The sequence below is a fragment of the Oscillibacter valericigenes genome, assembly GCF_021531435.1.
Classification (GTDB): Bacteria; Bacillota; Clostridia; order Oscillospirales; family Oscillospiraceae; genus Oscillibacter; species Oscillibacter valericigenes_B.
The window spans coordinates 28,931-48,811 of sequence record NZ_JAFBIS010000018.1 but is presented as its reverse complement, the minus strand read 5'-3'; the positions used below and the strand labels follow the sequence as shown (position 1 = coordinate 48,811).

General features: G+C 61.0%; 15 protein-coding genes. 1 reads left to right on the top strand and 14 read right to left on the bottom strand.

The window, feature by feature from the left end; translation table 11 throughout:
- Positions 1-101 precede the first annotated feature (101 nt).
- The 14 genes from JQM68_RS10375 to JQM68_RS10310 all read right to left on the bottom strand — a co-directional run bounded on the left by JQM68_RS10375 (position 102) and on the right by JQM68_RS10310 (position 17,567).
- The gene (locus tag JQM68_RS10375) at positions 102-836 is read right to left on the bottom strand and encodes a phosphotransferase enzyme family protein (protein ID WP_235222936.1); all 735 of its coding nucleotides are present in this window, start codon (positions 834-836) and stop codon (positions 102-104) included.
- Positions 837-1,624: 788 nt separating this feature from the next.
- The gene (locus JQM68_RS10370; protein WP_235222935.1) at positions 1,625-4,726 is read right to left on the bottom strand and encodes a DEAD/DEAH box helicase; all 3,102 of its coding nucleotides are present in this window, start codon (positions 4,724-4,726) and stop codon (positions 1,625-1,627) included.
- Positions 4,723-6,270 (bottom strand): phospholipase D-like domain-containing protein, encoded by a 1,548-nt coding sequence (locus JQM68_RS10365; RefSeq protein ID WP_235222934.1) that lies wholly within the window; start codon positions 6,268-6,270, stop codon positions 4,723-4,725. Before JQM68_RS10365 ends, JQM68_RS10370 begins: the two co-directional genes overlap by 4 nt.
- Positions 6,267-6,737, bottom strand: a complete 471-nt coding sequence (locus JQM68_RS10360) for a hypothetical protein (protein WP_235222933.1) — start codon at positions 6,735-6,737, stop codon at positions 6,267-6,269. The genes JQM68_RS10365 and JQM68_RS10360 overlap by 4 nt, the downstream gene beginning before the upstream one ends.
- 75 nt (positions 6,738-6,812) lie before the next feature.
- The gene (locus tag JQM68_RS10355; protein WP_235222932.1) at positions 6,813-7,304 is read right to left on the bottom strand and encodes a hypothetical protein; all 492 of its coding nucleotides are present in this window, start codon (positions 7,302-7,304) and stop codon (positions 6,813-6,815) included.
- 45 nt (positions 7,305-7,349) lie between these two features.
- Positions 7,350-8,207, bottom strand: coding sequence for a hypothetical protein (locus tag JQM68_RS10350; protein WP_235222931.1), 858 nt, complete (start codon positions 8,205-8,207; stop codon positions 7,350-7,352).
- Positions 8,208-8,285: 78 nt separating this feature from the next.
- Positions 8,286-8,801: a hypothetical protein gene (locus JQM68_RS10345; RefSeq protein WP_235222930.1), complete on the bottom strand. Its 516-nt coding sequence runs from the start codon at positions 8,799-8,801 to the stop codon at positions 8,286-8,288.
- A gap of 52 nt (positions 8,802-8,853) precedes the next feature.
- The gene (locus JQM68_RS10340) at positions 8,854-9,288 is read right to left on the bottom strand and encodes a hypothetical protein (RefSeq protein ID WP_235222929.1); all 435 of its coding nucleotides are present in this window, start codon (positions 9,286-9,288) and stop codon (positions 8,854-8,856) included.
- Between the two features lie 125 nt (positions 9,289-9,413).
- Positions 9,414-11,225: an AAA family ATPase gene (locus JQM68_RS10335; protein ID WP_235222928.1), complete on the bottom strand. Its 1,812-nt coding sequence runs from the start codon at positions 11,223-11,225 to the stop codon at positions 9,414-9,416.
- 17 nt (positions 11,226-11,242) lie between these two features.
- Positions 11,243-12,727: an AAA family ATPase gene (locus tag JQM68_RS10330; RefSeq protein WP_235222927.1), complete on the bottom strand. Its 1,485-nt coding sequence runs from the start codon at positions 12,725-12,727 to the stop codon at positions 11,243-11,245.
- A complete protein-coding gene (locus JQM68_RS10325; RefSeq protein ID WP_235222926.1) occupies positions 12,724-14,055 on the bottom strand; it encodes a VWA-like domain-containing protein in 1,332 nt (443 codons plus the stop codon). The genes JQM68_RS10330 and JQM68_RS10325 overlap by 4 nt, the downstream gene beginning before the upstream one ends.
- Complete coding sequence (locus tag JQM68_RS10320) at positions 14,045-15,475, bottom strand: hypothetical protein (RefSeq protein ID WP_235222925.1); 1,431 nt, start codon at positions 15,473-15,475, stop codon at positions 14,045-14,047. Before JQM68_RS10320 ends, JQM68_RS10325 begins: the two co-directional genes overlap by 11 nt.
- A gap of 72 nt (positions 15,476-15,547) precedes the next feature.
- A complete protein-coding gene (locus tag JQM68_RS10315; protein ID WP_235222924.1) occupies positions 15,548-16,177 on the bottom strand; it encodes a hypothetical protein in 630 nt (209 codons plus the stop codon).
- Positions 16,167-17,567, bottom strand: a complete 1,401-nt coding sequence (locus tag JQM68_RS10310; RefSeq protein WP_235222923.1) for a hypothetical protein — start codon at positions 17,565-17,567, stop codon at positions 16,167-16,169. Before JQM68_RS10310 ends, JQM68_RS10315 begins: the two co-directional genes overlap by 11 nt.
- A gap of 168 nt (positions 17,568-17,735) precedes the next feature.
- On the opposite strand from JQM68_RS10310, the gene JQM68_RS10305 reads away from it, so the two are divergent.
- Complete coding sequence (locus JQM68_RS10305) at positions 17,736-19,853, top strand: ankyrin repeat domain-containing protein (RefSeq protein ID WP_235222922.1); 2,118 nt, start codon at positions 17,736-17,738, stop codon at positions 19,851-19,853.
- The last annotated feature ends 28 nt before the right edge of the window (positions 19,854-19,881 follow it).

Genomic DNA, 19,881 nt, shown 5'->3' with positions numbered 1-19,881 from the left:
CTGCGGCGCTAATGAGTGAGTCGTCACCATTGCCGCTACAAGATTCCATAGGATTTTAGGTTCCCAGTGATAGCCTATTTATAGGCTTCATATGGCACCTACTACGTACTCTGGAATCCCACTGCGTAAGCGGTGGGAGGAGTCAACATGGCCTCGTCCGTCTGGCGGTTAAAAAGAACGTTGTTGATCTTGGTATCATTGTGGGTGACCCGCAGGGGCAGCTTTCCGGCTTCGTACAGTCGGGTCAGCGTTTCCGCCTCCTCCCGTACGGAGGCAAGATAGGACAGATCTTCTTTCGCTTCCCCTGCGCGTCCCACAGGGTCCAGCGCCGCGTCTGCAAACAACGCCTCCATGCGCTTTGGCGTATTGTGAAAGTTGGGGATGGTCTCGTAAAGATCCGTTACCGGAAAATCGGACAGCTGCCGCCGGAACGCACCGAAGGCCTCTCCCGTCCGCCGCAGAACCTCCGGATCGCTGGTGCCGCTGTATGTCACGGACGGGATATAGTTCGTCAGACGCCAGAAACCGTGCTCTCCATCGTAGACATATGTTTTCCGGTCTCTGGTGTGGTGAAAATGCAGCGCCACACCCGACTGTTTCTTCGCCCGGATATGCTCCGTGATGAGGTCTGCGTTGTGCATCAGTTCCTCGGGCTGGCGAAAGGCGTAGGTGTTTACCCGCTGCACGATATAGTATTTGGGTGAGCCGTCCGGCTGGCGGTACACGACCTTGTAAGTTTGGTTTACATTGCCGACCTTGATCTGCTCATGCCCCATGTAGGTGCCTTCAATGCGGAAGGCTTCACCGATCTTCTTTAGTTTCTCGTCTATTTCCACGGAATGATCCTCCGTCTGTATGTATTGGGAATATCCGCCCCGGATCTAAGAGGAATTCCGCTGAATGCCGCCGGAAAAGGCACTTCTGGATGGCGTTTCGCAGCTATCATATCAGAACGTGGGGAAATTGGCAAGAGTGTGTATATTCCGCAGCTTTGCTTCATCCTGCTGGGCGGAGAGGAGATTGAACTGGACATCACGCCGGAGGTTTTCTGAATATTTGCAAAAACATAGTAAAACCACTTGTCACGCTGGTTGTGACAGGTGGTTTTGCTGGTATCTGGGGAAGTTTTACGTAAACTACAGATGCGGGTTCTCATGAATCTGAAGTGCAGTCTCCTCGCTGGAGTAGCCATACTCCGCCTGAATGATGCAGGCGCCAGGGCCAGCCGCAGCAGCTTGACTACATTGCCTTTGCGGTTGGTAAACAGAGCCGCATACCGCTTCTCTATCTCCAGCCAGGGAATTGTCTGGGCTTTCTTTACCCAACGGTTGCTTTCCTTTAAATGCATGCCAACTGGCTGCTTGAAATCTGCTAAGCTGACCTGATCATTGCTGTAACGATACATCGGCAATTACAGGATAATATGATTCCGGAATGAGCAGAAACTGTATGAATATTTGCAGCATTTGCGTTCTGCAATGATGGAACGCCTTGATGTGGCATACTTGGAGGATCTAATGCTTTGGCCGAGAACCTATCTGATATCTGCAAGAAAACACCCAAACAAAACGCCGGCAGCACATCTCGTGGCTACCGGCATCTTTGTTAAAATGGCTTTATTGAGTTATATGCCGGCTGGCCCGCCAGACACAATGCTCTGAATTCCCTGCTGCTGGTTTGCATCTGCGTCCCAGGGAGACAGGCACAGCGGTTCTACGGGAAGGCGCTGGCCGTTCGCGGGGAGCTCCTGCAAGTCCTTTATGTCCTGACCAAGCATCCTGCGGTAATGCCGGACGACGCGCTCGCCCCGGGCGTACCGCAGGTTTTGAGACGTTTGAAGCGGGAAATAGATGTAACGGCAGACATGATAGCAGCCGTCTGTATGCTCACTGTCATATTCTTCGTTGGAAAAGAAATTCAACTGGCTCTCGAACATCCCGCTTTTCTCCCACAGGGGATTTACCGACCGGCTCCGGTATATTTCTATATCCCTGTCCTTCAGCAATGCCGCGTTCAGACGGAAAGCATGGCATTTGTAGCGCAGGACACGGCCCTCCCGCTGTTCCAGGTCGATGGGGCGGCTGGGTACGGTCCAATGGACGATGTTCCGGGCATACCAGTGCAGGTCGATGCCTTCGGTGCCAATGGAGGTGGTCGTGAGCACGAATGGCCAGAAGGGAGAGTTGAAGGCTGTTTTCAGGTTTGACAGCCGGGGCAGAGTATCCTTGTCACTACTGACATCACTGCTTTCGCCGCTTTCCCTCACCCTGGAGAACAGCCCAGCGGCATAGAGATTTGGAACAGTTTCTTGGCACTTGAACACGGTTTGACCGTCAGAAAGAAGCAGGGAGCAGGAGGAGGGGGCAAGTGCCGTCATCTTCCGTACGGCCTTAGCCATTTTTACATCGCTGGGGGTCCCATCTTTGTTCGTATATTCGCTGGCAAGCAGCCCCACATATTCCGCGACCATTTCGGGAAAACAGCCGTCCTCGCAGTACTGATTGACAGCGGACGCATAATCTCTGTTGGGGTAGACTTTCCGAACTGCTGCTGTGCCATTGGAGCTGGAGAAAAGCGTTGAGAAATAGGTGGCAAGATCTTCCGTTGTTCGAGAGTAAGATTTCAGTTCACTGACAGCATTCAGAAGTGCCTTTGCGTTCTCGTCGGAAAATTCTTCAGACTTTCCTGGCCGCAGCAGTTGGTTTACCTTATGCCCCAGCAGGAACATAAAGGATTTCGGCGTCATTTGATTGCTGGAAAATATCAGCGTTTTGCTGAAACCGTCCCAGCCCGCAAAGGCACCGCGAAGGGATTTGCCGCTGTGCCTGCAGGGGGGGATCCACAGCATACCGACGGGAGAGGCCTGCTCTGGCTTCTTGCCTTCCAGCAAATCCTGCTGCAGTTTTTCAAAGTCGGGCCAATTGGTCAGATCGGGGGAGGAGTCCTCCAGGTCTTTCCTGGAGAGAAAGAGCTCCGCCTGCATCCTGCCGCTGAGGCAAGGGTTTTTAAGATTGTATCCCGAGGAAAATGTGCAGGCATAAGGCGTTGACCGGACGCCGGTCATAGAGGCCTCGCTCTTTGCCGCAAGCAGGCCCGCTTTCACCAGCATTGGATACCGGAAACTGGGAATGACCTCTGAACGGTACTCCCGGACAGGAGCGTGTCGGGCTGCCGGGCTGCGTTCCGTGCGGAAGATACCGGCTTCCTCCATGAGAAGTTTTCGGCAGGTGTCCCGCTGGCTCTGGCTCTTCATGGACCGGTTGGCTTCCCACGTTTTTTTCCAGACTGCAAAATTTGCATCGCTTTTTTCCGGCATCATGAACTGCGCCAGCCGGAAGAAATCATCGTATATCTCCTGCACATCCAAATTTGCCGGCTTCCGCTGGTCCAAATCGGAGACCTCCTCTTCCCAGCCATCCGCATAATCGGCGATTCGGAATGGTGTGGCTGACAGCATCAGAATTTTGCTGTCCCTTTTTTGGAAGAGCTTTTTTGCCGCCTCATATGCCTCCGCTTGTTGTGCGCCACCTGAGTTTGTGATCAGCTCGGAGAAATTCTGAAATTCATCCATGATGATTAGGTCATACTGCAGGCTATTCAGATTGGTATCAATAAACTTTCTGCGCAGCTCTGCCACGGTTTTGCATTGCGCCAGATCCTTCGCAGAGGGAAGTCCCTCCATTTGAAAACTTGCTTTTACGGCTGTAATCCGGTCGTGATATATGCGATAAAGGTCGCTGGGAGGGTCGCCAAGCAGCTTCAACGGCTCTTGAGGGCAGGGATCGTAGAGCACGTCCAGCGTGGCTTTCAGCAGCGCGCGTTCATGTTTGGAGCCGGAACGATTTCCAATCTTCAGAGATGTACTGGGGGTAAGGCTTTCCAGTTGCATGACATCGCTTTCCGCCAAGGCAGAGGCTTCCGCTTCGTACAGGTGCTGCATGGACAGACGGTAATCCTGCTTGATACGGATGCCGGAGCTGAGCAGACTGGCGACCCTTTTGTTGAATTCATATACTGTTCCCGGATCAACGGGCTCCGGAAAGCACAGCGCGGAAAAAACCGGGTTGGCTTTTTTCAGAATTTCTAAACAGTTTTCCAGCAGCTTTTTGGCTTTGACTTCCACCTGCTTATTGACCTGCGGCGAACCCGATGCCCGCCTCCATTCGCGAGACCCAACTGTCTGCTCACAGCGCAGATAAACGGCTTGCAGGTTTTTATCCATGGCGTCGGACAGGTCAGCACCGCCATAAAGCGCAATGAGCCAGTCACAGACACGGGTGTAAACGGAGGAGCCCTCCAGAAAATTGCATACACTTTTACTGAGCTTAGGTTCTATGTTTGTTTCTTTATACACATTTAAGGCTTTGAGCAATTCCGCCTCTATGCCAGCATCCGCGTGGATGATAGGAGCGCTGGGAGGATAGAGCTGAAGTTTGGGGAAATTTTGTTCGGCTACATCCAGATTTGGGCATAGGTATGCCACGCGGAATGGCCTGTTCTGATTTTTGCTGCGCCAGTGCTTCTCGACCAGCGCAGCGATCACACCCTTGGCCACCTCTGTTTTTCCCAGACCGACCTCGTCTGCGAGAAGAGCCCGCTGAGCGTCCCCAAAATGCCGGCATATAGCGCGGACACTGGCGTTCTGAAAGCCGTTTAACCTTGTTTCCTGCAGTTCTTTCAGCTTGCCTTTGGCAATGGAATGGTTTTTTTCCTGCAATTCACTCATGGTTGTTCACCTCGGTCAACGACTGCTTCCAAAGCCTCAATGGCGCGGCTTATGACTTCCTTCGTGCGTTCATCCGCCTGAATCAGATCATCCTTCAGCTGCTCCAACAGCTTAGCCGCAGCCCCCTTGTGTTCGAGACTTTTCAGCAGAAGGTCTTCCAGCGTCTGTGAGGGAACGCTGGAATGGCTTTGCGTGCGTTCTTTGCTCTTTGCGGAGGAAGGCGCCGTTTGGCTGGCTGAGCCGGACAGGCAGCTTTTCCAGCGGCGGAACATCGCGTCTTCACACTTCCGGCGCATGGCATCAGGGCCTATCGTCAACGGCTCTCCATTCACCATAAAGTATGAGACTTTTTCCCTGGTTCCGTCTGAAATATGGAGCTCTACTGTGTGGCAGCAACGGTTGCCTCTGGGCCAGCAGCTCCCCGGTATGCCGTTAAGTGTGACGGTATAGCCCTTGACGGGGGTAATGCGGTAGCTGCGCTCGTCCCAGGAGAAGGAGGAGAGAATATCAAGACATTTCTCCTCGAACTCCCTTCTGCCTTTGTTCGGAACAGGCGGGGAGGGCATATATACGGTGAACATATTTCGGATATCATCCAATATGGGGGTAGTCGTCTCGTACCGCACCATAGCTTCTGTATTTTGCCAAAACGCGGCATGGGTGGCGTTCGCGGAACCCAGCCAGACGATGGTTTTCTTCGAATCTTCAAACAGATACAGCTTTGCGTGGAGCGCGGAGCTTACCGGTTCCTCACCGCTGGCTTTCGGCGCTTCCGGGGATGCACTGCTGCCGTCATCCGAGGCCTTTCGCAGAATCCTGCATGTAATACCCTGCAAAACCTTCTGCCCCATCCGGTCTAATTCGTCCGAACGAGAGACCAGCGTGCCTTTGGCGGGAAGAAGCTGTTTTATGATCTCCTTATGCAGAAAGGGAGAGATGACCAGCACATTTTCCGCATCTTTCGCTTCTCCGGTCATTTGCTCCAGTGTATGTGAATTTACCAAGTGCAGCTCACACGCCGGAGACGGAGAGAAGGCCGAGGATTTTGCCTGCAAAAAGAGCTCTTGGATAGCCTTCGGAGGAGCCTTTCCGGCCAGAAGGCTGGCAAAGATGTCTGTCATTCTGGAGCCAAAAGTATGGTCAACTCCGTCAGGAGAACTATCCAGGTAGAAATATACGTTCAACTCATCCGCGTTGGTCAGATTGGCGCTGGCGACGATACAGCGGATCTTCGTCTGCTTGTCTTTTTGCGACCTGTATTGCAGTAGAAAGAGCTTGGCGTGCAGACAGCCTATATCTGGGCTGTACGGAACAATGTAATTGTGCGTCTTCTCAGGGACATTTCCCTGCTGTACGAACAACCAAAAGCAGCTGCCATTCTGAAAATCTTCAAATGTTTTACCATTCAAGCAGATCCCCAGGGCAGTTTCCATGTTGGAAAGACCCGCTTCGTCAGCAGAGTAGGTGCAGCCGATACCGCTTACAAATTTCATGCCCTTCGGCGGCTTCATCAGCTCATATAATTCACAGCAGTGCGCGCTCATTGCTCCACCTTCTTCCAGCTTTCATCCGGCTTGACCGTGATCAGAATGCGCCCGTCCGATGCGCCGCTTTTTATGAACGGATACTTGCTGCCCTCATTGGTATGAATGCCGTCATCCTTTAAATCCTTAAAGAGCGTGGTAAAGTCTGAGTCGAAGCATTTCCACTGTTTCAGCTTTTGCTCACTGCTGAAGGCGCCGATGAACACCCGCCTCTTGTTCAGCTGATCCCACACGTCTTTTTGGATCCCCGTATATAAGGACGCCTGGTCGGCCGTCTCATCAGTTATGGTTAGGGCAATCAGATGGGCGTTTTCGAGGGAAATATGGTTTGCATCCAGATACGTCCTGAACTGGCGGCGGAGCGAAGCGTCTCTGCTGTTCAATGCATCGCCGACACGGCCTTTGTACTTTGCCAGCCATCCGCCGTTGGTGTGCCCCAGGGATGGAAACAGATCATCTTTTTTCATACGGCACCTCTTTCGAGTGTTTTACCGGGGAAAAGCTCTCTGGCGTGCTTCATGGCACCGGAGGGCGAACCGGACTCATGCGAGACTGGTGGAAGGGGCCCAGCCCTCGGGGAGGGACGCCATGCCAAGGACGCTCATTTTAAGCAGCTTGACCTCCAGATCCCGCGCGGTGCCGGCTTCCAGCAGATACAGGGCTGTGTCAGCCACCTGCGCGGCTTTGGGCTCGCTGGTGCTGAAGGGCGGCGTGGCGGTGCAGGAAAAGGTCTGGCCGCCGGACAGGGTGACGGAGATGTTTCCGGTATAGGGCTCCAGCTCGCAGAGCTTCCCGGCGGTCTGGATGGCCAGATAGACGACAGACGGATGCTTAACCGCTGCCAGCAGCTTTTTGAACTCGCTGTGGGACAGGTGAAGCCCCCCAATCCGGGTGGGGTCGAAGAGACGGAACAGTTCGGCATCGACTTCCGGCGAACGCGTATGCCAGGAAAGGGACAGCACGTCCTGACTGCAAATGGTCAGGGCGCCGGGGGCGGTGCAGATGCGGGAGTGGTAGTAATCACCATTAAACATAAAAAGCCTCCTGAGTATTCGGTATTATGGCAGGGCAGCAAACGCTCATTCATCGCGGACTTCCGCCAGACCCAGAATCGACATTTTTTGCAGAAGAATGTCCAGCTCTTCTTTGGAGGTGACCTGAAGAAAACGTTCCAAGCTTTCCAGAGAATTAAATTCACAGAAAGTCTTTGAGCCGTCCGGCAGAGAGATGGAGAGCGTGAAGGGGGTGGAAAGACTGATTTGATATGTGCCGTGGTCTGTTCCGAAAGACAGACAATTGTTTGGATAGGGGAGGGCCATATAAAGATCGGGAAGACGGGACTCGATGTCGCTGATTTTCAGCTGGTGCGGGCTGCTCAGTGCGGCTTCCATCAGAGGGCGGTATTCATCGGCAGGGATGGTGCCTTTGCACGTGAAGGAGGGAAACATCCAGTGGAGGAAGTGCACGTTCCGGTCGCAGAGGGTCAGGGCACCGGGAGCAAAAAGCAGATTGAAACAATAAAAGGCCGGAAAGGAGCCACGGATGCCGAAGGACTGTGCCATGCCCCAGTTTCCTACAAAGAAGGTGTCACTTTTGAGATCTTCCCACTCGTTCCGGCGGTACCACTCAGGGCGACAGGCATTGCCGCAGCCGAGGCGTTCACGCAGGAAGCCCTCGGCATCGAAGAATCGGACTCCGTTTTCGTCCCTCTGCTCGGGGACGTCCTGCCCGGTTTGGCAGATGACCTTCCCGTTTATTTCAGCCCAAAGGTCGTACTTGAACTGCGTGGGGAACACATGGATGTCCAGAAACTGGTCGGGACCGATCCTGATGCGGCAGGGTTCACTGCCGGCTTCCGTGGGCTCGGCACAACCAAGCAAGTCAAAGAGCACTGCGGGACTGGCGATAAATTTAGCGATACCTATCCGATACATCATACGACCTCCGTTTTTTAATAAAGCCTGATTGGTTTGGGTTCCTGTTCGTCAGAGCTGCATTCGGACAGCTCCGGCGTCTCAGACAGAGCAACGGCTGGGGAAGGGGCAGAAGTCTCCCGGCTCCACCAAAGAAAAGACATTGCCTGATGAAATGAATTCCAGATGGGAACGCAATCCCTCCACGGAAGGACTCATCAGGAGGTACAAGGACCGCTTGATAAAGAGGGAAAAATCGGCATGGCCGCAGTGGGGCTGATGGGAGTCCGCTCGAGAGAACAAGAGGGTGCGGCGCAGAGAGCTTCCGCCTGCTTCCATGGCAACTCTGGTGCGCCAGGCATGGGTGTCAATGTCCAGCTCCATGTCGGCGGTGCAGATGATCAGACGGCAGATGCGCAGAGGCTCCGGCGAAAGGAGCGCGGAAGCAAGCTGCATCGGAAGCAGGCAAGGGGCGGAGAGCTGTGTCAGGTACCGGGAGAACGTCTCCACGGACGCCTGGGAGCAGCTTTCCACGATGATATCCTCCACCTCCTGCGCGCCGATGATCAGTTTGCCGGGGGCAAAGCGGATGCAGGAGCGATGGCAGACAGCACACATCACAGATACCTCCTATGAAATGGGATGGCGGCGGGGAGAACCGGGCTCACGCTCAGGATATAGAGATCAAAAATTCTACCTTATCCTTCGCAAGCTCCAATTCCTCCGACGTTGCGGCGGACAGCAGCGGCAGGGCAAAGGAGAGCGCCTCCGCGTCTCTGATCCCATCCGTGCTGATCTGGCAGGCTTCTCCGGTCTCCAGAACGGCTTCGATGGCCTTGTGTAAGAAGTGCAGCGTGACGCGGGCGGCATCGGTTTGGATCTGCAGGTAGGTAAAGAGGGACGGCCTGATCGCCTTGAACTTTTCAAGGAACGCATCGCCGTCCAGCTGGCAGGGGGTGGGAAGCGAGGCAAACAGCTGATCCAGGGCGTTTCCGTCGGTCGTGTCGTCCCAGGTGGACCAGGAGATGCTGCTGACGGGTCTTTCACAGATGGTCAGGCAGCCGGGAGCAAAGCGGGCGGTGGTAACAAAGCTGTCAAACGACATAGCGCGGACCTCCAGTCGAGCTCAAGGGCGGTGTTCGCCAATTTTTGACAGGAAAATCATAGCACAGCGGTATCTGAAAAACAAGGGCAACTGGCCGGGAGGAGCGGTTCCTCCCGGCCTTTGTTTCAGCTGTGGAACCCGATGGCGGACTGATCCGGGCCCTTTTCCTGAGCCAGCAGGCGGTGGGCGGCGGCCTTCAGGTCGGCGGAGCTGAGGGAGGAGGGGACCTCGGCGGCGCTGATGGTCCGCAGGGCCATCTCCTCCTTGGCGGCCTGGAACAATCGGCGGGCCTCCCGGCCGTTGCCGAAATCGTCCCCCTTGCGGCGGCGCAGGGCGCTGAAGAAGCGGCCGCAGATATCGGCGGCATCCTCCGGCAGGGTCAGGCGCTCCTTGTCCGCGAAGGTGCGGAAGATGTCGAAAAGCTGACCGTCCTCATAGCCGGGAAACTCCAGCACCTGGGCCACCCGGCTGGACAGGCCGGGGTTGGAGGAGAGAAGCTTCTTCATCTCCTCGGGGTAGGTGGCGAAGATGACCATGGTCTCCGGCTCCAGTTCCATGTGGCGCACCAGGGCGTTGACGGCCTCCGCGACGTAGATGTCCTGCCCGTCTTTGCCTTCCAGCAGGGCGCCCGCCTCGTCGATGAACAGCACGCCGCCCTTGGCCCGCTGGAACAGCTCCGCAATCATGGGGCTGGTCTGGCCCAGGAAGGAACCGATGAGCTGCTCCCGGCCCGCCTCTACGAAGCGGCCGGTGCCGCAGCCCTCCTCCCGCAGAATCTGGGCCGCCAGCCGTGCGGTGACGCTCTTGCCGGTGCCGGGAGGGCCGGAGAAGGCCATGTTGCGGCAGGAGGGGGCGATCTCCACGCCGCTCAGACGGCGGCGGTCCTCCATGGCGGCGGAGGCCAGCAGGCGGTCCAGGGCGTCCTTCACGCCGTCCAGTCCCACCATGGACTTCAGGGCCTCCCGGCCCTGAACGGACTGGGAACGGCAGGGGCGGAACAGCAGGTCGGCGGTCTCCAGGGGCTTGCGGCCTTTCCGCTGGGCGGCGCGCCGCAGCAGCAGCTCCAGGTCGCTTTCCTGGAACGCTGCGCCCCGGTAGCGTCGCAGCTGGGCAATGGCCTTGTCCAGGTCGGCGGCGGGGGACAGGGTCAACAGCGAATCCTCCGCCATGCGGGCCAGCAGGCGGTGCAGGTAGGACTGGTCTGCCTGCCCCACCCGGCAGGTCTGGAAGCCGTAGGTGAAGCGCAGCTCCTCCAACAGCGTCAGGTCGGTCTGGCTGGCTTTGACAGCCACGAAGATGTCCTGGGGGTCGTCCTGCTCCAGAAAGGCGTCCACCTTGTCCACCACGCCCTCGGAGAGGACGGGACCGGATTCGGCGGCGATGAGGATACCGGCGCTCTCCAGTCCCACCAGGTCCAGCTGCTTGGCTTCGGCCTTGGCCTGGGCGATAGCCCCGGACCTGCCGGGGAGCTGACCGTCCTGGGCGATGGTGTGATCCAGCAGGGCGGGGGAGACCACCACAAGGGCATTCTTCACGGCCTTGGCCGGGCAGTCGCCGTCCTCTAGGTCGATGTCGTCCAGGTCGAAGTCGTCCCAATAACTGTCGGCGGCGGGGGCGGTGCGGCTCTTCCGGCCCTTGCGGGACAGGGCGGTGAGGTAGACGGCGGCCTGGCGGAGGTAGTAGTCGTTCTCGCCCAGCAGCACCACCCGGAAGCCGCTGTCGCCCTTGCGGCCCATCAGCGTTTCCAGGGAGATCTGGCTGAACTGGGGAGCGGACTGAAAGGCCTCGATCAGCTGGTCGGCGGAGTCCCGCTCGGGGACGGTGCAGTAGGCCAGCTCCCGGCGGGGGGCGTTGGAGAGGCGGCGCAGGGGCACGGTGCGGCAGAGGGGAGCGGCCTTGGGGGTCTCGTTCCGGGGGGCGGTCATTGTCTGTTTCATCGGAATAATCCTCCTCATTACATGTAGGTGTCGGGATTGCCGGACGCCTGGGCCAGCTGGGCGTCCAGCTCCCTGGCGGAGGCGGTTGGGTCGAAGGAGATATCTTGGAAGAGCTTGCGGAACTGGGGGTCGGGGCTGCAGGCCAGGACGTCGGTCATGGCCCGGCTGGTGCACAGGCCGTTGAACAGAAATTCCAGGTGGGGCTGGTCCGCCAGCGCCTTGCGGCACACGGAGATGAGGTTGGAGAGTTGCTGGGCCAGGGTGTCATAGGCCTTCATCCGGGGCTCCTTCAGCACCTGGTCGAACTGTGTTTTCAGGGCGTCCATACCGCCGCCCTTGGCAACGATGGACACGCAGTCCAGCAGGAACTGGCGGGCGGGGCGGTCCTCCATGGCCTCAGCGGTCTTCAGCAGCCGCTGGTCCAGCTCCATGCCGGGATCCTCCGCCAGCTCCCTTTTGACGGCGCTGAGGGTCTGATGGACGATGGCAGTGGTGGCGTCCAGCGCCAGGGCGTCCTCGGCGCCGGTCTGCACATGGTGCAGCAGGGCGGAGACCATGCCCCAGGCCCGCTCGAAGCTCATGTCCCGGATGGCCGCCACGGCGGCGGGGTCCCGCTCCAGCGTCTTCTCCACCAGCCCGGAGGAGATGATGGCGGCGTACTGGGTGTAGTAGCTGAAGAAGGAGCGGGCCACGTCCCCGGCCTGGATGTACTGGGCCACCAGCGCCAGGTCCGGCGTCTCGTGGGCCAGCTCCAGCTCTGTCAGCATGATAGACAGGTCCTCCCAGCCCCGGGCGGTGGTCAGGGCGGTGCCGCTCTCGTCCCGGCGGTAGACGTAGAAGTGGTCCCGGTGGTTGTCCAGATAGGACAGCACCACGGGGTGGACGGCGCGGCTGACCATGTAGGCCCGCCAGGCGGCGTAGTCCGGCTGGATGTGCAGCACCCGCATCCGGTCGGCGGTGACGGCGTCCAGGTCGGAGGCGGCCCGGTTGTACTCCGTGGGGTTGCCCGCCAGCACCAGCATCCAGCCGTCGGGGATGGGGTGGGGGCCGAAGGACTTGTCCTGCAGGAGCTGGAGCATGATGGGCCGGAGGGATTCGCTGGCGCAGTTAAACTCGTCCAGGAACAAAATGCCCTCGGTCTTGCCGGTCTCCGCCATGACGCGGTGCACCTGGGCGATGATCTCGCTCATGGTGTACTCCGTCATGGAGCAGGGCTTGCCGTTTACCTCACCCTGCACCAGGCGGGGCAGGCCGATGATGCTCTGCCGGGTGTGGTGGGTGATGGAGTAGGACAGGAAGGCAAGGCCGGCCTCCTCCGCCGCCTGACGGACGATCTCCGTCTTGCCGATGCCGGCGGGGCCCATCAGGCACAGGGGGCGGGCGCGGCGGCGGTCCATGCAGTAGCGGCCCAGCCGGTCCTTGCGGAAGTAGACCCGCACGGCCTGGGCGATGGCCTTTCGGGCCTGGGCGATGGTGACAGATTCGATGACCTGGGATTTCATGGCGTATTTGCCTCCTTTAAAGTAAATGTGTCCTTATCCAGATACAGGCGGGTGATCCAGCCGATGCTGTCGATGAAGCCGCCGTGGTTCTCCTTTGGGATGAGGAAGGCGGTGGGGTAGTCGGTGGGGGTGTCGGGGAAGGTGCCATAGCTGTCGGACAGGTACAGCAGCCCCCGCACCCGGGGCAGGGTGCCGTCCCGGCGGCGCTCCTCCACCCGGTCGAACACGGGGCGGAAGTCAGTGCCGCCGAAGCCGTGGGCGGTGAAGCTCTGGAACAGTTCCTCCACCTGCTCCGGGGTTTCCAGTAGCAGCTCCTGCTGAATTTCGGTGTCGCACTGGAGAAACAGCACCCGGAACCGGGAAGCGCTTCCGGAGATGTCCCGCAGGATGCCGAGGGTCTCTTTGAGGAACCGCTTGCACACCTCGCCGCTGCAGGAGCCGGAGGTGTCCAGCGCGATGACCAGGTCGTCCGGCAGGGGCGGTTCGCTAAGCTCCGAGGGCTCCAGCAGAGGGATGTCGCCGTAGTATTCCAGCCCCAGGTGATACCAGCGCACGTCGAAGGAGTCCGGGTCCAGCAGCATCCGCTCCTGGGGGGCGGCGAAGCGCCGGAGAAAGTGAGCATAGGACATGCCCCGGTCAGGGACGGAGAAGCTCTGCGCCAGCAGCCCGGCGGCGTCGCCGGGGAGCTTCCCACCTCTGCCGTTCAGCATGGACTGGCGGAGCTGATCCCAGTTGGGAGAGCCGCCCGATGCCGGCGTCCCGCCGTCCTGCCCGGAGGATGTGCCGCAGCCCTGGGCGGCGGGGGGCGGCGTCCAGAGGGCGTGGTCGTCAAACCGGGCCGCCTTGATGAGGGAGGAAGACCTTTGCTCTTGCCCGGTGGACAGCGATTCGTACAGGGGACGCAGGTGCTCAAAGCCTCTGTAAGAGTTGCCCCATCCCTTTTCCAGCTTCGGATCGACGAAGGAGAGACCGTAGATGGCCTCGGCGAACTGGGCGGCCTTCAGGTCGGCGGCCGCGTCAAAGTTTTTGGCGTTTGGGAAGGTGGGCCGCAGTTCCAGATGCCCCAGCAGGCAGTGGGATGTGATGTGGAGAATCTGTCTGGCCAAGGCGTCGTGGTCCTTTCGGAAATCGTTCAGCACCCGCTGGGGGTAGAACCACAGGAAACGGCCGTCGGTGGACAGGGGGCCGGGGGTAGGCCGGACCTTGTCCGGCATGGCGTAGACGCTCTCCAGCAGGACGGGCGAGATGTGGGTGAGGCGGCGGCGGGAGTAGAGCAGCAGCTTCCGGGCCAGAGCCTCCATCTCTTCGGGAGTCTGTTCAAAGTGCATACTGTGCCTCCTTTCGGATGTAGGGCAGGATGAAGTTCCGCCTGCTGGCCGGGAGCTGCTGGCAGGCGTCCAGCAGCTGCTGAGGGGATTCCTCCGCCAGCAGTCCGCCGGGCCGCAGCAGGCGGGGCATCTGGTCCTCCGGTCCCACCAGCAACACGGCGGCTGCCGCGGGGCTGATGCGGTCAGGATCCACCGCCCCGGTAAAGGCCACCCGGTCCAGCACCTGGCGGAGGTCCTCCTGCGGCAGGCTGGTGAGAGGCGACTGGGCGCCCCGGTCCAGGGCCGGGATCAGGCGGCTGCCCAGCCGCTGGTCCCAGCGGGGGAAAAAGTTGCTGTCCAGCGTAACGGGGATGTTCATGGCCTGAAAGGGAAAAATCACCGGCTCGCTGGGCGGCATGTTGACATAGGGCAGCTGGGGGAGGACCACCGGGCCGTCCGCCAGCCGCTCCACCCAGCGCGTCAGGGCGGGATCCGGCTCCGGGAGGGCCAGGGCCGTCACCGCCACGGAGGTGCGGAGCACCGGTTCCTCCAGCGTCTCGGGGTGGGTCTCCAGAAAGCTGAGCAGGAAGGACAGGCGGCCCTGCAACTCCTCCTGCTCCCAGGGGGAGTCCCGCCCTGTCAGGAGGGGGGACTGTCCGCAGGCGGCGAGGAAGCTTCTGGCGTCGTCCATTTCACCGTCCGACAGGGGGCGCTCCCGGCAGATGCGGGCCGCCAGAGCGCCGTTGCCGCAGTCCAGAGCGTGGCGCAGCCGGAGTTGCGGCGGGATGGGAACGGGCTCAAAAAACGGGATGGCTGACATGCCCATCAGCTTGATTGCCAGCCTCTGGCAGCACCATTCCAGCAGGGGATTGGGGCTGTTCTCCCGCAGGCCGCCCCAGACCTCCAACATGGGCGGCGTCAGAGATACCTCCAGCCCGGGAACATCCAGCAGCGTTTCCAGGGCGAGCAGTGACTGGTTGGTGAAGGCGGCTTCCAGCGGCGAATCCTGCCCGTCCGGGCCGGGACCGGGGTCGGCCCCCCGGCGCAGCAGGACCTCCAGCGCTGTGTCCTTATCGTAGGCGGCGGCTGCCGCCAGCAGGGACGTGACCTTGCCCACGCCCTGAAACTGGAACTCCCGGATGGGGGGACAGTGGTCCAGCACGGTCTCCAGCAGCCGTTCCGTTCCGCTCAGGGCGCACAGGCAGGCGGCCATGGCGTCCTGGGGGGACAGGAGGTGGGTCAGCTTCTTCAGGCGGCTGTAAGAGCCAGGGTAGTTGAGGTGGTACAGGGCGTCGATGAGCTCCGGCTCCTGCAGCGCTTCGAAGCGGCCCGTGGTCTTGACGGGGAGCAGGCGGCCGAACAGGCTGACCGCCGGGCGGCCGCTGAGCTGGCTGAGAATATCGGCGTCAAACAGGGCGAAGGATGCGGGATCAGGTTTCATGGGTGAGACCTCCTGACTGGTTTTCTTGAGCCCATGATAAGGCAGGCGGCTGTTCAAATTTGGTAAGCGGCCTCAGGACGGAAGATTTTCATGGAGGGAGACGCCGCCGAACAGCTCCAGCGCCTGCTGACAGTCCTCCTGCCCGGACAGCAGGGCGCAGTCCATGGGAGACACCGGCAGGATCTTACCGTTGAGAAGCTTGATATAGCTCCAGCTCTCCGGTGTGTCCAGGCCGTTAGGGTCTGCGCCCAGGTCCAGCAGGGCCTCCAGACAGGTCAGGGAGCCGGTCAGGGCGAAGAGGCAGGCGGCGCTGAGGCGGGCGTCCTTAGAATAGGTGCATTCCTGTAAAACCTCCTGGGTAAAGGGCGGCTGGACAAAGCCTTTGATCAGCGTGGGGGTGAGGCTGTATAGCTGGCTGTTCAGAAACAGGCTGGGGGACCGGGGATAGAGCAGCTCCACCATGGGCGAGGCGTGGACGGAGCTGATCTCGCTTAAAAGCTCCCCGGGACGCAGCTCCCGGCCCCGCCGCAGGAGGTCGTCGAAATTCCGGATATACATCTGGGGAAGGTTTTCCTCAAGCCAGCGGAGGGTGACCCGCCATTCCATTTCTTCCTGGTTCTCGCCGCCGTTCTGCCTGTACCAGGCGAAGCGGTCGGATGCGTTGACATCAAGGCTATTACGGTCTGAGAGTTTAGAGAACATAGGAGACCTCCTTGCGGATATTCAGCAGATTCAGAAGCGGCAGTGTCTGCTCGGCGGGGACGTCGGGGACGCTGTTCAGATAGGCGGCCACCATGGCGGGGTCCTCGGTTTTCAGGACCTGGGCGGCACTGGGCAGGTGGAGCAGATGCTCCACCGTCATACCCGCGCCGCCCGGCGGGGGAGACAGCAGGTTCAAAAGCGAGGCCGCAAGACCGCTGAGCCCGCCCTCCGGAGGCGACCCGGTGATGCGGAAGTGTTCCAGCGCTTCCTCAAGCTGCCCAATAGGCGTCTTCTCCGGGACCCGGCAGCGGTCCAGCGGCAGGGAAAACTGCTCCGCCAGCTCCAGCATGCTGTCCCGCCGGTTGTTGTGGCACCAGGCCTCCCAGAGCACGTCGCCCAGCAGCGCCGGGTCAACGAGGGCAAGCAGCAGGTCGCCGATTCCCTCCGGGGCGCTGTGGTAGTTCTCCGCCAGACGCAGCGCCAGAGAGCGGGAGATGTTGGGATTGCGCCGCAGCACCGGCAGGAGCAGGGGGTGGTCCAGCTCCGGGCCGAAGTCCCCCGGCTGCAAAAGCTCCTCCAGAGGCGTGTCCAGCCGTGCGGCCACCAGCGTTTGGGTCTCGTTTCCCGGCGTGATGGCCAGCGCCCGGCGGACGGCGGGATTGACCGTGACCTCCGGTTCCTCCAGCAGCCGCAGGGCGCAGCGCTTCGCGTTGCAGAAGATGGCGGCGGACAGGGGGTCGGCGTTTAGCAGCACATGGCTGCTGTCGTCCGGGGCAGGGATGCCTCGGAAAATCTGGCGCAGGCTGTACGACGGGGAGTCCAGCGCCCCCATGGTGACGCCGCCCATCAGCAGGTCGCTGACGATGTTCCAGCGGTCCCGCCGGAAGTTAAAGTCCGCCGGAGTTCCCCGGCGCAGCAGAACCTCCAGGGCGGGCAGGTCGTCCAGAGCGGCGGCGATCATCATCAGCGAGCCGCACAGCCGCAGCCGCAAACCCCGCTCCCGGGACAGGGTGATTTCGTGGCGCAGCCAGCAGTAGGGCCGGTCCGGCCCCAGGGCCAGGACGCGCTCCAGCAGGTCCGGCGCCCATTGCAGCGTCAGCAGGGCGCAGCGCCCGGTCTCCTCCCGGGTGAGGGAGGGGGTTTTGTCCAGCAGGGCCAAGGCCGCCCGGCGGTTCTTGGCCCGCAGGGCCATCCACAGAGGCGAATCGGGGTGGGCGTCCATCTCCCAGCGGGGATAGGACGGCGGCGGGTCCAGGTCCCGCTTCCAGGCCTTCCGCAGATGCGGCTGATTCTTGGCCGGGACCTTCCAGGGCGTGGGACCCCACTTGCGGTCAAATGTCCGCTGGTCGGCCGGGGAGAGGCGGGAATATTGCTCCGTAAAGATGTCCATATGCAAACCTCCGTTTTTTGGCGTTTCGCTGTGTCTGTCCGCATCATACCAGCGGGGGTTTTCCAAATTTGGCAAGGCCGTGGGTTTTGCCGGTTTCGATGCCTACTCAAATTTGAAAAGGGCTTTCCGGTAAAATGGCCACAGAGAAAACCGCGGAGGAGGATATCAATGAGACTGCAAAAGCGGATAGAGGAGATCGGAGAGCACCTGCGGCGGTTCGCCGCCGAGGAGGAGATTTTGACGGCGGCGGGACTGGGCCGCTGGGAGCGGGTCTTCGCGCGGCTGGACGCCATGGACCGGCCCATGGACCGGGACGCGGCGGGGCAGTGCCTGGAATGGGCGCTGCACAACGCCCCGGCTCCGGTTTTTGCGCGGCTGCTGGACAGGCTGCCGGGGGGAGAGTATGTGGGGCGGGCCTTTATCCGGAGGATGCCCGGAGGACGCCGGACGAACCACTGCACGGAGGTGCGGGGTTCCCTGACCCTGCTGGCGGCGGCCTGCGGCAAGCGGGAGCACCTGAAATGTCTGCTGGACCGGGGCTGGGACGTAAATAGCGCCTCGCCGGACGCAGCCCGGAGCCTGCGGGCCCGGGTCTCCGGGCATTACGTCCATCAGATGGTGATGCCCATGCCCGGCGAGCCGTACTCCGCCCGGCACGAGAGCATGCTGCGGGTCATGGAGGAGAACGAGATGGGGCTGCCGGCCCAATTTTACCGGCTCACCTTTTGGGGGGCTACGCCCCTCGCCGCGGCCGTAGCCTGCGGCAGGACGGGCTGCGCCCGGCTGCTGATGGCCCGGGGCGCGTGGCGGGAGGAGGCCCCCTCCGTTGCCCGGGCACTGATGATGCGGGACCGGGAGGAGGACGGGCGGTATCAGGCTTGCCGCAGGGCGGTGCTGGCGGAGGGCGGCGTGCCCCGGCCCATGGCGCTTTGGGCCGTTATCCAGAACTGTTCTCCGGAGCAGCTGGACGAGGAACTGCGCCGCCTTCCATACAGCGCCGGGGAGCTTGCCGAAGCAGTCTGCGGGCTGTTGGGGGGCGGCCAGATGTCTCCGGGAATCTGGTGGGAGGATCGGAAAGAGGACGACGCCCGGCTGCGGGTCCTGGCGCGGCACGCGCCCAGTGTGTTCCGGCAGGAGAAGCAGGCCAGCCTGCTGCTGCGCTGGGGCATCGTGCATGATGAAAGCGAGGAACTGCTGGACTTCTTGACGGAGCTGCTGCCGGAGCGGGTGAACCTCTCCCTGCTTCAGGAGACCCTGCTATTCCGCCCCGTAAAAAAGGTGTGCGCGCTCCTGCACCGGGCGTGCCAAGGGCGGACCTGCGTGATGGACCGGGACAGCGTGCCTCCCCGCACGCCGCCGCTGGTCCTGCAGACGCTGCTGAAATACGTGACTTTTCTGCCACCGTCCTCCGCCCGGGGTGTCAGCGGCCTGTCCCGGAGCCTGCTGTCCTGTGGCAATCTGCGGCTTATCCGTAAGGCGCTGGAGTCCGGCACCATCCCACCGGAGGAGGATACCGGGGACCTGCTGCGCTGCCAGGAGAAGGACGGCGCGCCGAAGGCAGTGCGGGCGCTGCTGCTGTCCGTCCGCCGTCCCGGCGGAGCGGGGGTGAGGCCCGAGCCGGGGAAGGTCTTATCCGGCGGGCTGCTGTTCCGCTGGCTGCCGGAGGAGAACCGGAGCTATCTGGCGCTTCTGGATCGGGACTGCCCGGAGGCGGAGGAGCGGGAGCTGGTGGCCCGGGGACTGTATGAGGGCCGGAGGGACCTGACCTGGGAGACGAAGGATGGCGTCTGGCACGCCAATTCCCCTCTGGCGCTGATGTGCTTCGCGGGCCGCGTCCGGGGCGTGGAGCGCTGGGTGCGCTGCGGCCAGAAGGATGTGCTGCGGGAAATCTACACTCTGCGGCCGGAGGGGAAGGACTATGAGCTGGCGGGCACGGGCCTGTGCATCGCCGCCTTCGCCGGGCAGCGGCAGACGGTGGAGACGCTGCTGGAGCTGGGCGCGGAGGCGGAGGAACAGCACATGGGGATGCCCGGGCTGCTGCGATTGTCCGGCGGGGAGCGGGAACTGCCTGTGACGCCGCTGCTGGCGGCGCTGGTGCGGGGGCGGTGGGAAACCGCCCGGCTCCTACTGGACCACGGTGCTGTCTGCGACCTGGGACAATCCGCCGTGAAGGCGCTCTGGCGGGTCTTCCGGCAGGACGACATGACGGAGGCCGTGGAGCGGCACCTGCATGGTTACATTTCCCGAAGGGGAACCCGGGCCGTCTTGACGGCAAAGCGGGCATGACCTTATAATGGCAGTACCAGGAAACCTG

What these genes read in the sequence shown, in the direction of transcription:
- JQM68_RS10360 (WP_235222933.1), bottom strand. Translation starts at nt 6,737, where the DNA reads ATGAAAAAAGATGATCTGTTTCCATCCCTGGGGCACACCAACGGCGGA.
- JQM68_RS10305 (WP_235222922.1), top strand. Translation starts at nt 17,736, where the DNA reads ATGAGACTGCAAAAGCGGATAGAGGAGATCGGAGAGCACCTGCGGCGG.
- JQM68_RS10370 (WP_235222935.1), bottom strand. Translation starts at nt 4,726, where the DNA reads ATGAGTGAATTGCAGGAAAAAAACCATTCCATTGCCAAAGGCAAGCTG.
- JQM68_RS10320 (WP_235222925.1), bottom strand. Translation starts at nt 15,475, where the DNA reads ATGAAACCTGATCCCGCATCCTTCGCCCTGTTTGACGCCGATATTCTC.
- JQM68_RS10345 (WP_235222930.1), bottom strand. Translation starts at nt 8,801, where the DNA reads ATGTGTGCTGTCTGCCATCGCTCCTGCATCCGCTTTGCCCCCGGCAAA.
- JQM68_RS10325 (WP_235222926.1), bottom strand. Translation starts at nt 14,055, where the DNA reads ATGCACTTTGAACAGACTCCCGAAGAGATGGAGGCTCTGGCCCGGAAG.
- JQM68_RS10365 (WP_235222934.1), bottom strand. Translation starts at nt 6,270, where the DNA reads ATGAGCGCGCACTGCTGTGAATTATATGAGCTGATGAAGCCGCCGAAG.
- JQM68_RS10315 (WP_235222924.1), bottom strand. Translation starts at nt 16,177, where the DNA reads ATGTTCTCTAAACTCTCAGACCGTAATAGCCTTGATGTCAACGCATCC.
- JQM68_RS10335 (WP_235222928.1), bottom strand. Translation starts at nt 11,225, where the DNA reads ATGAAACAGACAATGACCGCCCCCCGGAACGAGACCCCCAAGGCCGCT.
- JQM68_RS10350 (WP_235222931.1), bottom strand. Translation starts at nt 8,207, where the DNA reads ATGATGTATCGGATAGGTATCGCTAAATTTATCGCCAGTCCCGCAGTG.
- JQM68_RS10330 (WP_235222927.1), bottom strand. Translation starts at nt 12,727, where the DNA reads ATGAAATCCCAGGTCATCGAATCTGTCACCATCGCCCAGGCCCGAAAG.
- JQM68_RS10310 (WP_235222923.1), bottom strand. Translation starts at nt 17,567, where the DNA reads ATGGACATCTTTACGGAGCAATATTCCCGCCTCTCCCCGGCCGACCAG.
- JQM68_RS10355 (WP_235222932.1), bottom strand. Translation starts at nt 7,304, where the DNA reads ATGTTTAATGGTGATTACTACCACTCCCGCATCTGCACCGCCCCCGGC.
- JQM68_RS10340 (WP_235222929.1), bottom strand. Translation starts at nt 9,288, where the DNA reads ATGTCGTTTGACAGCTTTGTTACCACCGCCCGCTTTGCTCCCGGCTGC.